Source organism: Kitasatospora sp. NPDC034023 (assembly GCF_055575795.1).
The window spans coordinates 230,546-245,650 of record NZ_JBVIRY010000001.1 but is presented as its reverse complement, the minus strand read 5'-3'; the positions used below and the strand labels follow the sequence as shown (position 1 = coordinate 245,650).

Annotated in this window: 11 protein-coding genes; 3 read left to right on the top strand and 8 right to left on the bottom strand. The window is 72.4% G+C overall.

Annotation, left to right across the window (positions count from 1 at the left end; translation table 11 throughout):
- Window positions 1-16: 16 nt before the first annotated feature.
- A complete protein-coding gene (locus ACZ52R_RS01120; RefSeq protein WP_360496247.1) occupies window positions 17-1,201 on the top strand; it encodes a MarP family serine protease in 1,185 nt (394 codons plus the stop codon).
- Between the two features lie 197 nt (window positions 1,202-1,398).
- A complete protein-coding gene (locus ACZ52R_RS01115) occupies window positions 1,399-2,097 on the top strand; it encodes a metal-dependent hydrolase (RefSeq protein ID WP_360496244.1) in 699 nt (232 codons plus the stop codon).
- Window positions 2,098-2,196: 99 nt separating this feature from the next.
- Here ACZ52R_RS01115 and ACZ52R_RS01110 read toward each other — a convergent pair whose 3' ends face one another.
- The 7 genes from ACZ52R_RS01110 to ACZ52R_RS01080 all read right to left on the bottom strand — a co-directional run bounded on the left by ACZ52R_RS01110 (window position 2,197) and on the right by ACZ52R_RS01080 (window position 12,332).
- Window positions 2,197-2,406: a hypothetical protein gene (locus tag ACZ52R_RS01110; RefSeq protein ID WP_360496241.1), complete on the bottom strand. Its 210-nt coding sequence runs from the start codon at window positions 2,404-2,406 to the stop codon at window positions 2,197-2,199.
- 201 nt (window positions 2,407-2,607) lie between these two features.
- A complete protein-coding gene (locus ACZ52R_RS01105) occupies window positions 2,608-3,684 on the bottom strand; it encodes an alpha/beta fold hydrolase (RefSeq protein WP_465622698.1) in 1,077 nt (358 codons plus the stop codon).
- A gap of 175 nt (window positions 3,685-3,859) precedes the next feature.
- Window positions 3,860-4,336, bottom strand: a complete 477-nt coding sequence (locus ACZ52R_RS01100) for a phage holin family protein (protein WP_360496235.1) — start codon at window positions 4,334-4,336, stop codon at window positions 3,860-3,862.
- Between the two features lie 246 nt (window positions 4,337-4,582).
- Entirely contained in the window at window positions 4,583-6,016 is a 1,434-nt protein-coding gene (gene nhaA, locus ACZ52R_RS01095) for a Na+/H+ antiporter NhaA (protein ID WP_465752415.1), read from the bottom strand.
- A gap of 259 nt (window positions 6,017-6,275) precedes the next feature.
- Complete coding sequence (gene acs / locus ACZ52R_RS01090) at window positions 6,276-8,234, bottom strand: acetate--CoA ligase (RefSeq protein ID WP_465622695.1); 1,959 nt, start codon at window positions 8,232-8,234, stop codon at window positions 6,276-6,278.
- Window positions 8,235-8,475: 241 nt separating this feature from the next.
- Window positions 8,476-10,887 (bottom strand): SulP family inorganic anion transporter, encoded by a 2,412-nt coding sequence (locus ACZ52R_RS01085; RefSeq protein ID WP_465752413.1) that lies wholly within the window; start codon window positions 10,885-10,887, stop codon window positions 8,476-8,478.
- A gap of 437 nt (window positions 10,888-11,324) precedes the next feature.
- Window positions 11,325-12,332, bottom strand: coding sequence for an ATP-binding protein (locus ACZ52R_RS01080; protein ID WP_465622692.1), 1,008 nt, complete (start codon window positions 12,330-12,332; stop codon window positions 11,325-11,327).
- Between the two features lie 222 nt (window positions 12,333-12,554).
- Between ACZ52R_RS01080 and ACZ52R_RS01075 the strand changes: the two genes are divergently transcribed.
- Window positions 12,555-13,445, top strand: a complete 891-nt coding sequence (locus ACZ52R_RS01075) for a Fic family protein (protein WP_465752411.1) — start codon at window positions 12,555-12,557, stop codon at window positions 13,443-13,445.
- 405 nt (window positions 13,446-13,850) lie between these two features.
- Here the strand turns inward: ACZ52R_RS01075 and ACZ52R_RS01070 are convergent, their stop codons facing one another.
- Entirely contained in the window at window positions 13,851-14,648 is a 798-nt protein-coding gene (locus ACZ52R_RS01070) for an HAD family hydrolase (protein WP_360496678.1), read from the bottom strand.
- Window positions 14,649-15,105: the final 457 nt, after the last annotated feature.

The window sequence follows — 15,105 nt, the reverse complement described above, 5'->3', positions numbered from 1 at the left end:
GTGGGAGGGTGTCGGAGTGAACGTCCTGGATGTGCTGCTGATCGCCGCTGCCGTGGGATTCGCCGTGTCGGGCTACCGGCAGGGCTTCGTGGTCGGTGTCCTGTCGCTGGTCGGTTTCCTCGGCGGCGGTCTGCTGGCCGTCGAGCTGCTGCCGCTGCTGCTGGACCACCTGAGCCCCGGCACCACGGCCTCGGTGGTGGCCGTCGTGGTGGTGATCGTCTTCGCCGCGATCGGCCAGGCGGTCACCGCGCATTTCGGCTGGAAGCTGCGCGGCCACATCGGCCGCCGCCCGGCCCGGGTCCTGGACGCGGCCGGTGGCGCGGTGGTGAACGTGGTCTCGATGCTGCTGGTGGCCTGGCTGATCGGTTCGGCGCTGGCCGGGGCCTCGCTGCCGACGGTCTCCAAGCAGGTCCGTTCCTCGGCGATCCTCGGCGGGGTGCAGAACGCGCTGCCCTCCGACGCGCCGAACTGGTTCTCGGACTTCTCCAAGGTGCTCGCCCGCAACGGATTCCCGCAGGTCTTCAACCCCTTCGAGCACGAGCCGATCACCCAGGTCGACACCCCGGACCCGGCGTTGGCCGCCAGCCCGGCGGTGGCGCGGGCCAAGCAGAGCCTGGTCAAGGTGGTCGGCACGGCGACCTCCTGCGGCAAGACCCTGGAGGGCAGCGGCTTCGTCTTCGCCCCGCACCGGGTGATGACCAACGCCCACGTGGTCGGCGGGGTCAACGAGCCGACGGTGCAGATCGGCGGCCTCGGCCAGCTGTACGACGCGACGGTGGTCCGCTACGACTGGCAGCGCGACATCGCGGTCCTGGACGTGCCGAAGCTGAACGCGCCCGCGCTGACCTTCGCGGGCGAGGCGAAGACCAACGACAGCGCGATCGTGGCCGGCTTCCCGGAGAACGGCGCCTTCAACGTCCAGCCGGCCCGCATCCGCGGCCGGATCCAGGCCAACGGCCCGGACATCTACCACCGCGGCCAGGTGGTGCGCGACGTCTACTCGGTGCGTTCGGTGGTCCGCCAGGGCAACAGCGGCGGCCCGCTGCTCACCCCGGACGGCCAGGTGTACGGCGTGGTGTTCGCCAAGTCCCTGGACAGCGCCGACACCGGGTACGTGCTGACCGCGGCGGAGGTCCGCGAGGACGTCCAGCAGGGCAGTGCCGCGACCGCCCGGGTGGAGACCCAGGGCTGCGCGCTCTGACGTCGGGCGCCCCGGTCCGGGCCCGGGCGGCCCGGAAGCCCCGGTCCGGGCCTCTTGTGGGCGGGGCACGCCGGGGGCCGGGCCGTCCGATATCCGTCGCACCGTCAGTCCGCCCTGGTAGCCTCGGCCGCGCTCACCCGTTCGGCTCAATCTGGCGTCGTCCCGGAGTGGGCCCGACGGGAGGTCGTGGCAGTCCGATGATGGGTCATTCGCACGCGGTGAGCGGGGCGATGCTGTACGCGGCATCGGCCCCCTTCCTGCCCCCGCTGCTGCTGCACACCACGCTGCAGCCGGCGGACATACTGATGGGCACGGTGCTGTGCGCGGGTGCGGCCCTGCTGCCGGACCTCGACCACCACGACGGCTCGATCGCCAACTTCCTCGGTCCGATCTCCAAGGCGCTCTGCCGCTTCGTGGCGTGGGCCTCCGGCGGCCACCGGCACGCCACCCACTCGCTGCTGTTCGTCGGGCTGATGGGCGCCGGCACCTGGGCCGGCGTCACCTTCCTGGGCCGCAACTTCACGCTCGTGCTGACGTTCTTCCTGCTGGCGCTCGCGATCCGGGCGCTGCGGCTCTGCCCGCCGGGTGACGGTCCGCAGAGCTGGATCACCATCATCGGGCTGTCCGCGCTGGGCACCTTCGGCATGAACACCTGGATGCCCAACGCGCCCGGCTGGCTGCCGTACGCGGTGGCGCTGGGCACGCTGGCGCACCTGCTGGGCGACTGCCTGACCAAGAAGGGCGCGCCGCTGCTCTGGCCGCACAAGGAGCGCTACGAGATCGTGCTGATCAAGCGCAGCGGCAACGACGTCGAGACCAAGGTGCTGGTGCCGATCATGTCGGTGGCGACCTTCGTCCTGCTCTGGTTCACCGCGCTGTCGCCGATCACGAACTGAGCGGTGCGCGCCGGGCGGCCGTCGACCGGCCGCCCGTCACCACGGGCCGTCCGTCACCACGGGCCGTCCGTCACCGTCGGACTTACGCGGCGCGAGGCCTCAGGTCTCGCGCCGCAGTCGTGCGCCCACCCAGCGGGCGCGCCGACCGAGGATGTGTGGGATGCCGAGTTGCCGCCGTTCGGCGCGCTGACGAGGGTCGAGGCCGTCGAAGCCGAGGTCGTCCGCCCGGTCGGGGCGGTGGGCGGAACGCTGGGGGCTGTTCTGGCGTCGGCCGCGCGGGGCGGCGCCGCGATCGGGCATCCAACTCATACCGGTATGGATGCCCCTGGGCCGGTCGAGGTAACCGCCGGGGTTGTGTCGAGATTGGCCTATGTGCTTGTCATATGAACACAGCATCAAGGGAGTTGCACTCGAGCCACTGGGCCCAGGCGCCTTCCCCTACCGCCCGGCCGCCTCGCCGCCCGGCCTCCCCGGCCTCCCCGACCGTCTCCGGCCGTCTCCGGCGCGGGGTCACTCCTTGTGACGCCCGACCCAGTCCAGCAGCTCGGCGGTGAACTCCTCCGGCGCCTCCTCGTGCGGGAAGTGCCCGACCCCCGGCAGCAGCCGCCAGCGGTAGGGCGCCGCCACGTACTCGCCCCCGCCGAGCGCGGTGTGCGACAGCAGCACCGGGTCCGCCGCGCCCTGGACGTGCAGGGTCGGCGCGGTGATCGGCTTCTTCATCCGCCGGGCGAACTGGATGCCGTCCGGCCGGGCCATCGACCGCATCAGCCAGCGGTACGGCTCGATCGAGCAGTGCGCGGTGCTGGGGATCTGGATCGCCTGCCGGTACGCGTGCACCTCGGCCTCGTCCAGGCCGTTCGGGCCGGTCCAGGAGGTCAGGTAGCGGCCGACCAGCTCGGCGTCGTCGGCCACCAGGCGGCGTTCCGGTATCCACGGCCGCTGGAAGCCCAGCACGTGCTCGAACGCGGCGAACTGGCGGCGGTCGGTCAGCAGAGCCCGGCGCAGGTCCCTCGGGTGCGCGGCCGAGACCACGGTCAGGCTCTGGATGACGGACGGACGCATCACGGCCGCCACCCAGGCGAGGGTGCCGCCGGAGGCATGTCCGACCAGGTGCGCCCGGCGCTCGCCGAGCGAGCGGATCACCCCGGTGATGTCCAGGGCGAGGTTGCCGGGGTCGTACCCGCGCGGGGTGCGGTCGCTGCCGCCGACGCCCCGCAGGTCGAGCGCCACCGCCCGGTAGCCGGCCTCGGCGAGCGCGGTCAGCTGGTGGCGCCAGGCCCACCAGTACTCGGGCCAGCCGTGCACCAGCAGCACGAGCGGGCCCGAGCCCAGCTCGGCGATGTGGAAGCGGGCGCCGTTGGCCGCGAGGTCGCGGTGCGTCCACGGGCCGGCCTGCCGGATGCTCCACGCCTCGGCCTGCGCCGCCGCAGCGGCCCCGGCGGGCGCCTCGACATCCGCCTCGACATCCGCCTCGACGGGCTTCCGTTCGGGGGCCGGGCCGGGGCCCTCGGGGACGAGGCCGGGGCCGGAGTCGGGGCCGGAGTCGGCGGACGGCTGCGCGGGCACGGGCTTCTGGTCAAGCGGCATACCGAGAGCGTGTCACATCCGCGCGTCGGACACGTGCCCGGCACTCACTGTCGGCCCCTCCGGCAAGGGACCGTCGGCGGGGCAGTTGACGGGACGGTTGACGGCACCACGTGACGGCACCACGTGACGGGACCGTCTGACGGGACGGTTGACGGAACCGCCCGACAGGACCGCTTTACGGGATGCGGCCCAGGGCGCGGTCGATCTCCTCCTTGGTGGCCGGGCGCGGCCGGGCGTTCTTCAGCACGTCGGCGGTCTTCTGGGCGCCCTCGATGGTGCGGCGCGGCGGCTCGATCTTCTTGAACGAGCGGTACGCCAGCGCCCCGAGCAGCAACGCGAGCAGCAGGTAGGCGCCGGCCACGATGAGGAAGGACCAGCCCAGCGAAATGCCCAGCGCGTGGATGCCGAAGGCCGCGGCGGCGCTCAGCATCGGGATCGAGAACAGCGCCACCACGCCGGCGACCGTCAGCGAGACGCCGCCGGAGACGCCGCGCTTGACGTCCGCCCGGATCTCGGCCTTGGCGAGCGCGATCTCGTCGTGGACCAGCGCGGACAGGTCGGCGGTGGCCGCCGCGAACAGCTGCCCCACCGAACGCTCGCCCTCGTAGGGCGCCCGGCCGTTGCTGGACGGGTCTGCGGCTCCTGCGGGCATCAGCGGTTCTCCTCTGCGGCTGTGCGGCGTGACGCCGCCGCGGGTCTGCGGTTCCGGGGCCGCTGGGGGTCCGGAGGCGTCAGTGGATTGTCGACAGCTCAGAATCATGCCCCTACCGGTCAGTCGGACACCACTCCGGGCCCCCGCCGGAGGGACGTGTCTCCGTTGCGGACGGCCTCCGGGGGCTCCCGGACGGGGTTCCCGGGAGGCGCCGGGGTCCGTGCGCGGAGCCTCCCGGAGGGACCGTCAGCGGCCCGCTCCAGCGGCCCCGGAGTTGCCGGCGTTCCCGGCGTTCCCGGAGTTGTCGGCGTTCCCGGCATTCCCGGAGTCGGCGGAGCCCCCGGAGCCGCCGGAGACCCGGGCCCGCCAGGCCGGGTCGTCCTCCTGGTAGACGTCCGGGATGCCGTCCCCGTCCGTGTCCCGGTCCTCCTCCTCGCACAGCGCGCGGTAGTGCCGGTTGCGCAGCTTCAGCAGCACGGTGGCGACCATCGCGCAGAGCAGCGAGCCGACCAGGACGGCCGTCTTGGCCAGGGCGGCGAGCGCCGGGTCGTCCGGGAAGGCCAGCTCGCTGATGAGCAGCGAGACGGTGAAGCCGATGCCCGCGAGCACCGAGACGGCGACCATGTCGGCCCACTTGAGCTGCGGGTTCAGCTCGGCCCTGGTGAACCGGGCGGCAAGCCAGGTGCCGCCGAAGATGCCCACCGACTTGCCGACCAGCAGGCCGACCACGATGCCGAGCGGGACGGCCTGGGTGAACACCTCGCGCAGCGCCGGGCCGGAGATCGTCACCCCGGCCGAGAACAGCGCGAACACCGGGACGGCAAAACCGGCCGAGAGGGGGCGGACCAGGTGCTCGATGTGCTCGCCGGGGGAGTGCTGCTCGTCGCCCTCCCGGTGGCAGCGCAGCATCAGGCCCATCGCGACGCCCGCCACCGTGGCGTGGATGCCGCTCTCGTGCATCAGCGCCCAGGTCACCAGGGCCAGCGGCACGAACAGGTACCAGCCGTGCACCCCGCGCCGGTGCAGGAACCAGAACAGCACCAGCCCGGCGAGGGCCAGTCCGAGCGCCCAGAACTTGATGCCGGAGCTGTAGAAGACCGCGATGATCAGGATCGCGATCAGGTCGTCGACGACGGCCAGGGTGAGCAGGAAGGCGCGCAGCGCCGAGGGCAGGTGGCTGCCGACCACGGCCAGGACGCCGAGGGCGAAGGCGATGTCGGTGGCGGTCGGGATCGCCCAGCCGCCGGGGTGTCCGCCACTGCCGGAGTTCACCAGGGCGTACAGGATCGCGGGCATCGCCACGCCGCAGACGGCGGCGATGACGGGCAGCGCCGCGGCGCTGGGCGTGCGCAGCTCGCCCGCGACGAACTCGCGCTTGAGCTCGATCCCGGCGACGAAGAAGAAGATCGTCAGCAGTCCGTCCTTGGCCCAGGTGGCCAGGGTGAGGTCGAGGTGCAGCGGGGCGGAGGGGCCGACGGTGTAGTCGAGCATGCTCTGGTACGCCTGCGGCCAGACGTTGGCCCAGATCAGTGCGATGACGGCGGCGCCCAGCAGCAGCATGCCGCCGACCGTCTCGGTCCGCAGGGCGTCGGTGATGAAGGTGCGCTCGGGCAGTGACAGCCGGCCGGGGAACTGCCGGCGGCGGGTCGTCGGCTCGAGGACGGGCGGCTGGTCGGTCACGCGGGACCTCCTTGGGCTGGGAGCGGCAACGGATGCACGAGTGGTGCAGTTGCCGACCAGACTTCCCGGCGCGCCCTGTGACGCCCGGATCCCGCCGGGGGATCTTGATGCGTCGTTAACAGTCTAACGGGATGTTCGGGTGACGTCCGGATTGTCCTATTCAAGGACTTAAGCCCTACGGATGGGTTCCGCACCCGGAGGAACGGCTGTGCCCCGGGCGATGACCACCGCCCGGGGCACAGTCGCTGTCTCAGTCGGCTCAGCCGTTGCCGTTGCCCATGAGCGGCAGCTGGGCCTGGATCTGGCTCATCACCGAGCTGTCGGCGAGGGTGGTGGTGTCACCGACCTCGCGGCCCTCGGCGATGTCGCGCAGCAGACGGCGCATGATCTTGCCGGAGCGGGTCTTCGGCAGCTCGCCGACCACCTTGATCTGCTTCGGCTTGGCGATGGGGCCCAGCGTGCGGCCGACGTGCGCCCGCAGCTCGTCGACCAGCTCCGGGCTCTCGGTCATGCCGCCACGCAGGATCACGAAGGCGACGATGGCCTGCCCGGTGGTGGCGTCGGCGGCGCCGACCACCGCGGACTCGGCGACGGACGGGTGGCCGACCAGGGCCGACTCGACCTCGGTGGTGGAGATGTTGTGGCCCGAGACGAGCATGACGTCGTCCACCCGGCCGAGCAGCCAGATGTCGCCGTCCTCGTCCTTCTTGGCGCCGTCACCGGCGAAGTAGCGGCCCTGGAAGCGCGACCAGTAGGTGTCGATGTAGCGCTGGTCGTCGCCCCAGATGGTGCGGAGCATGGACGGCCACGGCTCGGTGAGCACCAGGTAGCCGCCGGAGCCGTTGGGCACCTCGTTGGCCTCGTCGTCCACCACGGTGGCCGCGATGCCCGGCAGGGCGCGCTGGGCCGAGCCCGGCTTGGTCTCGGTGACGCCCGGCAGCGGGCTGATCATCATGGCGCCGGTCTCGGTCTGCCACCAGGTGTCCACGATCGGGGTCTTGCCGGCACCGATGTGCTCGCGGTACCAGATCCACGCCTCGGGGTTGATCGGCTCGCCGACACTGCCCAGCACCCGCAGCGAGGACAGGTCGAACTTCGCGGGGATGTCGTCGCCCCACTTCATGAAGGTGCGGATCGCGGTCGGCGCGGTGTAGAGGATGGTCACGCCGTACTTCTGGACGATCTCCCAGAACCGGCCCTGGTGCGGGGTGTCCGGGGTGCCCTCGTAGATGACCTGGGTGGCGCCGTTGGAGAGCGGGCCGTAGACGATGTACGAGTGGCCGGTGACCCAGCCGATGTCGGCGGTGCACCAGTAGACGTCGGTCTCCGGCTTGAGGTCGAAGACCGCGTGGTGGGTGTAGCTGGCCTGGGTGAGGTAGCCGCCCGAGGTGTGCAGGATGCCCTTGGGCTTACCGGTGGTGCCCGAGGTGTAGAGGATGAAGAGCGGGTGCTCGGCGTCGTGCGCCTCGGGGATGTGCTCGGTGGACTGGCGTGCGGTGATCTCGTGCCACCAGACGTCACGGCCCTCGGTCCAGGCAACGTCCTGCTCGGTGCGGCGGATCACCAGGACGTGCTCGACGCCGTCGACCTTGGTGAGCGCCTCGTCGATGGCCGGCTTGAGCGCGGACGCCTTGCCGCGCCGGTAGCCGCCGTCGGCGGTGATGACGAGCTTGGCCTGGGCGTCCTGGATGCGGGAGGCCACGGCGTCGGCGGAGAAGCCGCCGAAGACCACCGAGTGGGTGGCGCCGATCCGGGCGCAGGCGAGGATCGCGACGACCGCCTCGGCGATCATCGGCAGGTAGACCGCGACCCGGTCGCCCTTGCGGACACCGAGCTCCAGCAGCGCGTTGGCGGCCTGCGAGACCTCGTCCTTGAGCTGGGCGTAGGTGATCGAGCGGCTGTCGCCGGGCTCGCCCTCGAAGTGGATGGCGACCCGGTCGCCCAGGCCGTTCTCGACGTGGCGGTCGACGCAGTTGTACGCCACGTTGAGCTTGCCGTCGGCGAACCACTTGGCGAACGGCGGGTTGGACCAGTCGAGGGTCTCGGTCGGCTCGACGGCCCAGCTGAGGCGACGGGCCTGCTCGGCCCAGAAGCCCAGACGGTCCTCGGAGGCCTGCGCGTACGCGGCCGCGGTGACGTTGGCGGCTGCGGCGAGCTCTGCGGGCGGAGCGAAGCGCCGCTCCTCCTTGAGCAGGTTGGCCAGGCTCTCGTTGCTCACACGCACTCCTCATCGAGTCATGATCAGAGACGATCCCGTGCGTGGGGATTGTCCCGTGTGTCCCAGCGCACAGCTCACCAGGAGAACGGGGCAGTTGACAAGAGGCTGCCGATAATTGGTGTAGACCTTTGACCGAATATCGGGCCACGACCGGTACGGTCCGCCGCGCGGGAGCGGAGGGCCGTGCCGGGGCTGGTGGGCCCGTGCCCCAGCCCGCCCGGCGGGGACACGGGCCCGGCTCTCAGGCGGCCAGCCGGGGGCCTTCCTCGCCGCCGCCGGACGGCACCCGGCCGTCCTCATTCACCCGTTCGGCCGATGCCACGCCGGGCCGAGCCCCGGCGTGGGCCCCGGCGTGGGCCCCGGCATCGGCTGCGATACGGGCCTCGACCGCGCTGAACGTCCCGGCGGCGCGGTCCAGGACGTAGGCCTGGGCGGTCGCGAAGTCGAAGTACATCCCGACCAGCCGCAGGGTGCCCTCCTCGACCCGGCACTCCACCGCCGGGTTCGCCATCAGCTGGTCCAACTGCTGGACCACGTTGGTGAGGCAGAGCTGCTCCACCGGGTCCACCACCGGCCGGGTGGCGAACTCGGCGGGCGCCCGCCGGAGCCGGTCCAGCGAGCCGCGGCCGTTGCGCAGCCAGCGGGCCAGCGGGGTGGGCGGACCGGGATGCTCGTGCACACCGTCCAGCAGGGCCTTCATCGCGCCGCAGCCGGAGTGGCCGCAGACCGTGATCGAGCGCACTTCCAGCACCTCGACGGCGTACTGCACCGCGGCAGCCACCGAGTCGTCGGCCGCGCCGGGCTCGAACGGGGCCGGCACCAGGTTGCCCACATTGCGGACGGTGAAGAGGTCGCCCGGGCCGCTGTTGGTGATCATGCTGGTGACCATCCGCGAGTCCGCGCAGGTCAGGAAGAGCTGGGAGGGCGTCTGCCCCTCCCGCGCCAGCCGGGCGAGTTCGGGCCTGATCAGTGGGGCGGTGTGCAGCTGGAACACCCGGACCCCGTCCAGCAGCCGGCCGTGCGGGTCCTCCTGCTGCTCGATGCAGTGGTGGCCGACCCAGGGCGTCCAGGCCCGGCAGCGGTGCGGCCCCGGTGAACTGCCGGCGCGCACCGTGCCATCGGGGTCGAGCACCTCGTCGTCCTGGCGCCTCGTCACCATCGAGACCCGGCCGCCCGCGTCCTGGTGCCCGGCGCGCCAGCTGTGCAGCGTCTCGTAAGCGGCGTGGTCCAGGAAGGAGCCGTCGTGGACCACGGTGACCTCGGCCCCGGCCGGGATGTCGGACAGTGCCCGGCTGAGCCGGGGCACGGCGGTGAAGGTGAGCGGGCCGTGCGTCTGGACGGTGACCGAGCCGTCCGGCCCGGTCCTGACGTCCACATGGGCGCGGGTCAGCCGGTAGAGCGCGAGCAGGACGGCGGTGCCGGCCCCGATCGCGACACCCCACAGCACCCCGGCCGCCACCACGGCGACCACGGTGGTGAGGTAGACGGGGAACTCGCGGTGCCGGTGCACATTGCGGATGTGCGCGAAGCTCACCATCTGCAGCCCGACCACCAGGACCAGCGCGGCGAGCGCGGCCAGCGGGATCCGGCGCAGCCCGCCGGTCAGCGCCAGCGCGGCGGTCAGCACCCAGACGCCGTGCAGCACCGAGGCCCACCTGGACCGCGCGCCGGCCTGGACGTTGGCAGTGCTGCGCACCGCGCCGCCCGCGATCGGCAGCCCGCCGACCAGGCCGCTCACCAGGTTGGCGAGGCCCTGGCCGCGCAGCTCGCGGTCGAGGTCGCCGGTGCGGCGGGACATCCGGTCGATCGCGACGGCGGACAGCAGTGACTCCACGCTGGCGACGGCGGTGACGGTCAGGACGGCGGCGATCAGGCCGAGCACCGGACCGTGCGGCAGGGCGGGCGCGAAGGCGTGCGGCTGCCAGGCGGGCAGCTCGATGTGGGCGAGTCGCAGGTCCAGGGCGAGCGCGAGGGCGGTGGCCAGGGCGATGGCGGCCAGCGGGCCCGGCACCTTGGCCAGCCGGGCGCCCAACCGGCCCGCACGGCCGGGGAGTCGGCCGAGCCGGGGCCAGCCGAGCAGGACGGCCACGGTCACCGCGCCGGCCAGTAGTGCGGGCGGGTGCGGACCGGCCAACTGCCCGGGCAGTGCGAGGATGTTGGCGATCGCGGAGCTCTGCGGCGAGCCGCCGAGCACGACGTGCAGCTGCGCGATGGCGATGGTGAGCCCGACCCCGGCCAGCATGCCGTGCACGATCGCGGGCGAGACGGCGAGCGCCGTCCGGGCCACCCGGCGTGCGCCGAGCAGGAGTTGGAGAAGACCGGCGGCGAGGGTGATGGCGCAGGTGGCCTGCCAGCCGTACTGGGCGATCAGCCCGGCGGTGATCACGGTCAGCGCTGCCGAGGGGCCGCTGACCATGAGTGTGGTGCCGCCGAACAGCCCGACCACGATGCCGCCCACGGCCGCGGCGGCCAGGCCGGCGGTGAGCGGGGCGCCGGTGGCCAGCGCGATGCCGAGGGAGAACGGCACGGCGATCAGGAAGACCACGAGCGAGGCGGAGAGGTCCTGCGCCCAGCGGATCCGGGCGCCGGGGCCCGGCGGTGCGTGGTCGGTGGTGTCGGAGGCGATGGGGGCGCTGGAGATGTCGAGGGTCATTGTCTTCCCGTCTGTCCGGGGGAACGAACGCAGTCAGGTCCGGCGGTGAGTCCGGGGTGGGGCTCCGGGCGGATCGGCTGTCGTGGGTCGCGACGGTGTGGCGGGATGGCGTGGGCGCGGCGGGGAGTGCGGGTGTCACCGGCCGGCGTCGACCATCGGGCCCGCCAGGAGCCCGGGCGAGGAGCGGGAGGTCTCGCCGAGGGCCGCCGGAACGGACCATCAAGACTCGGTAAACCGAGAGTAATGAAAGCTTTGCATAGCGTCGTTGCGGGAGGGAAGCGGATAACCCCCTGATTCACCCCAATGGGTGGTGTTCGAACGGTCGGGGGCCTGGCGGCGAGTGGCGGGGCGAGCGGTGGGGCCGGACACGGCGAACGGGCCGCGGCTTCCCGGGGTGACGGGAGGCCGCGGCCCGTCCGGGCGCGCTGGGGCGGGTGTCAGGCGTGGGCGCCCGCCGGAGCCGTACGCTCGCCGCCGTCCGCGAACTCGCCCGGGACGAAGCCCTCGTCCACCTGCGTCGCCAGGTCGATACCGACCTTGGCGTTGGCCCAACTCTCCGCGTTGCGGCGGTGGAAGAGCACGGCCTGCTCGGTGTAGCGGAGCGCGTCCCGCCGTCCGTGCGCCGCGTCGGCCTCGGCCCGCAACTGCTCCAGCACGGCCCGGTTGGCCGGCTCCAGGGACTTCAACGGCGGCTCGGCGCCCTGCTCCAGGCGGCGCACCCAGTCCGACTGCCCGAAGGTGGTGAGCAGGTCGTCGCCGACCTCGCGGCGCAGGAACGCCAGGTCGTCCGGGCCCTGCACCTTGTTGCCGACCACCCGCAGCTGCACGCCGAAGTCACGGGCGTAGTCCCGGTACTGGCGGTAGACGGAGACACCCTTGCGGGTCGGCTCGGCCACCAGGAAGGTCAGGTCGAAGCGGGTGAACAGGCCGGAGGCGAAGGAGTCCGAGCCCGCCGTCATGTCGGTGACCATGTACTCGTCGGGGCCGTCCAGCAGGTGGTTGAGCAGCAGCTCCACCGCGCCGACCTTGGAGTGGTAGCAGGCCACCCCGAGGTCCTCCTCGGTGAACGCGCCGGTCGCCAGCAGCCGGACCGAGCCCTCGTCCAGCGCGATCGGGCGGGCGCAGGCGGCGTAGACCGGGTTCTCCTCGACGATCCGCAGCAGCCGCGAACCGCGGCCGGGCGGCGTGGTCTTGATCATCTCCTCGGCCGAGCGGATCAGCGGGTTGCTGCCGCGCAGGTACTCCTTGATCTCCGGCAGGTGTGCGCCGAGCGAGGGCAGGCCGGCCGCCTGGGCATCCGTCAGTCCCAGGGCGGGGCCCAGGTGCTGGTTGATGTCGGCGTCCACGGCGATGACCGGCCGACCGGCGGCGGCCAGGTGGCGGATGAACAGTGCGGACAGCGTGGTCTTCCCGCTGCCGCCCTTGCCGACGAAGGCGATCTTCATCTGGGGACTCCGGCTCTCGCTCAGGGCCCTCGCTCGGGGCCGCCTGCCCAGGGGGCGCGTGCGACGGGGGCGCCCTCTAGTTGGAAATCGTTATCGTCTCCGATAGTGGTCATGCTAGCCGGGGTTTGGACCTCACCGGGGGAGGGAAGTGAGGATTGCCTCTAACGGGTGATGCGGGGTTGCTGTTCCGGGAGGGGCGGCCCGTTCATTACTCTCGGGTAGGTGAGCACTGGAACAGATCCCCTCGCCCCGCTGGCCCAGCTCCCCGGGGTGCCCGACGCGGTCGCCGAGGTCCGCAAGGCCGTCGACCGGCTCTACGGCCACCGGGTGATGCGCCGCCGCGCGGCCGAGGTCACCTCCGAGTCCGCGCTGCGCGGCGCCCGCGCGTCAGCGGCCCTGGCCGGGGCCGACTGGCCGCTGGAGGAGGTCCGCCGCCGCACCGACTTCGGCGCGGACACCGAGGCCCGCACGGTCGGCGCCGCCCTGCGGATCGCCGCCGAGGCCGGCCAGCTGCTCAGCATCTGGCGGCACTCGCCGCTCCAGGTGCTGGCCCGGCTGCACCTGCTCGCGGTCGGCGACGGAGACCCGGTCGCCGGGCGCCCGCGCCGGGCGGGGGAGGGCGCCGAGCCGCTGTTCCCGCTGGAGCTGCAGCGGGTGGAGAGCGTCGAGGCCGACACCGCCGACGGGCCGCTGCCCGAGCTACCGCCCGCACCGGGCGTGGAGGAGGTCGCGGCCCGACTCGACCAGCTCTCCCGGCTGCTGGTCGCGCGCGCGGAGGGGCAGGGTGTGGGCACGCCGGCCCTCGTCGTGGCCTCGGTGGTGCACGGTGAACTGCTCGCGCTGCGGCCGTTCGGCGCCTACAACGGGGTGATCGCGCGGGCCGCCCAGCGGATCGTGCTGATCGCCGAGGGGCTCGACCCGAAGTCGATCTGCCCGGCCGAGGTCGGCCTGGCGGAACTCGGCACCGCCGCCTACCGCCGGGCCCTCGCGGGCTACCTGGCGGGCACGCCCGGGGGGATGGGGGCCTGGATCGCGCACTGCGGCGCGGCGCTGCGGCTCGGCGTGCGGGAGAGCACGGCGGTCTGCGAGGCCATGCAGCGCGGCATGGCCTGAGCGGCCGGGCCGGACGGGGACGAGCGGAAGGGCCCCGCGAAGGGGCCCGTAGACACGGAGATGCGGCGGCACCTGATCCTGCTGGGTGCCGCCGCTGGTGCAGATGCCAGGTGACCATGCATGCACCGGAAGTGCCGATCAGACGGGGATCCTGCCCGTTCGTCTGGTCCGGCGGCCCGACAGCGGGTCGGCTGCATGTGGGTGCTCGGCTATCTGTACACGCGGTCCGTGGGGCCTGAACTGCGTTGTCGGTTTGACCTCTTAAGGTCCTGACCGGGTCTCGCGGGCCGTGCTTCATTTGTATCGCGTTTCGGGCGAAAGGGGAACCCGAAACGAGAAGTCTGTGTCGATTGCCCGTTTTATCCAGGACGGGCCGGGCGGGCCGGTTCGGCCGGACGCGGGGCCTCAGGCGAGGGGGCGCCGCCGACGGGCCAGGTACCAGATCACTCCGGCGGTCACGACGGCCGTCCCGACCGCCACCGCGGTCAGCACCGAACCGCTCGGGGCGGAGAACTCGGGCAGCCGTCGCCGCAGTTCCACCGGCTTGTCGAAGACCAGCACCGGCCACTCCCGGGCCTGCGCCTCCTTGCGCAGCGCCCGATCCGGGTTGACGGCCGACGGATGGCCGACCGCCGCCAGCAGCGGCAGGTCGGTGGAGGAGTCGCTGTAGGCGTAGGACGCGGCCAGGTCGTAGCCCTCGACCGCGGCCAACTCCCGGATGGCGGCGGCCTTGTTCTCCGCGTAGGCGTAGTACTCGATCTCGCCGGTGTAGCAGCCGTCCTCGACCTTGAGCCGGGTGGCGATCACGTGGTCCGCGCCGAGCAGCGCGCCGATCGGCTCGACCACCTCGGAGCCGGAGCTGCTGACGATCACCACGTCCCGGCCGGCCGCGTGGTGCTGCTCGATCAGCGAGGCGGCCTCGTCGTAGATGATCGGGTCGATCAGGTTGTGCAGGGTCTCGGCGACGATCTCGCGGACCTGCTGGACGTTCCAGCCCCGGGTCAGCGCGGAGAGGTACTCACGCATCTTCTCCATCTGGTCGTGGTCCGCGCCGCCGACCAGGAAGACGAACTGGGCGTACGCACTGCGCAGTACGGCCCGACGGTTGATCAGGCCGCCCTGGTAGAAGGGGCGACTGAAGGCCAGCGCGCTCGATTTGGCGATGATGGTCTTGTCGAGGTCGAAGAAGGCCGCCGTGCGCAGCCCGCCCGACCGGGGGCGGTCGGGTGCGGGGAGCTCTTCGGGCCCGGTGGGGTCGCCCGGGGACTCGTCGGCGTGGTCGTCGGCGTTCTCGGTGGTGTCCACGGGAACCGAGGATAGAGGGCGCCACAAAACACCCCGCCATTCGGTGTACTCGCGGGCGTGTGGGTTTGTGTTTCTGGCCGCTCGGGTACACCATGGAAGTCACGGATCGTTCGCGACCGTGCTAACCCGGTCCGGCTCCTCCCCCCCGAGTCGGGCTGTGGATAGACGACCCCCGCTCTCCCCCCCGGCGGGGGTCGTCGCACGTCCGGGGCCATTTTCAGGGCTTGAAGGTCCGCTGCCGCGCATTCCGCGCGCGCCCCGCCGACGGTGTACAGGGGGTGTCGGCGCCTGGGTCCATCGACCACCTTTCGTCACTCTGCGTCGCTGTTTGCTCATCGCTGCCAAGAAACGAACG

Excerpts from the sequence above, each read along its gene's own strand:
- ACZ52R_RS01115 (WP_360496244.1), top strand. The coding sequence starts at position 1,399 with ATGATGGGTCATTCGCACGCGGTGAGCGGGGCGATGCTGTACGCGGCA.
- ACZ52R_RS01110 (WP_360496241.1), bottom strand. The coding sequence starts at position 2,406 with ATGAGTTGGATGCCCGATCGCGGCGCCGCCCCGCGCGGCCGACGCCAG.
- ACZ52R_RS01105 (WP_465622698.1), bottom strand. The coding sequence starts at position 3,684 with ATGCCGCTTGACCAGAAGCCCGTGCCCGCGCAGCCGTCCGCCGACTCC.
- ACZ52R_RS01100 (WP_360496235.1), bottom strand. The coding sequence starts at position 4,336 with ATGCCCGCAGGAGCCGCAGACCCGTCCAGCAACGGCCGGGCGCCCTAC.
- ACZ52R_RS01085 (WP_465752413.1), bottom strand. The coding sequence starts at position 10,887 with ATGACCCTCGACATCTCCAGCGCCCCCATCGCCTCCGACACCACCGAC.
- ACZ52R_RS01080 (WP_465622692.1), bottom strand. The coding sequence starts at position 12,332 with ATGAAGATCGCCTTCGTCGGCAAGGGCGGCAGCGGGAAGACCACGCTG.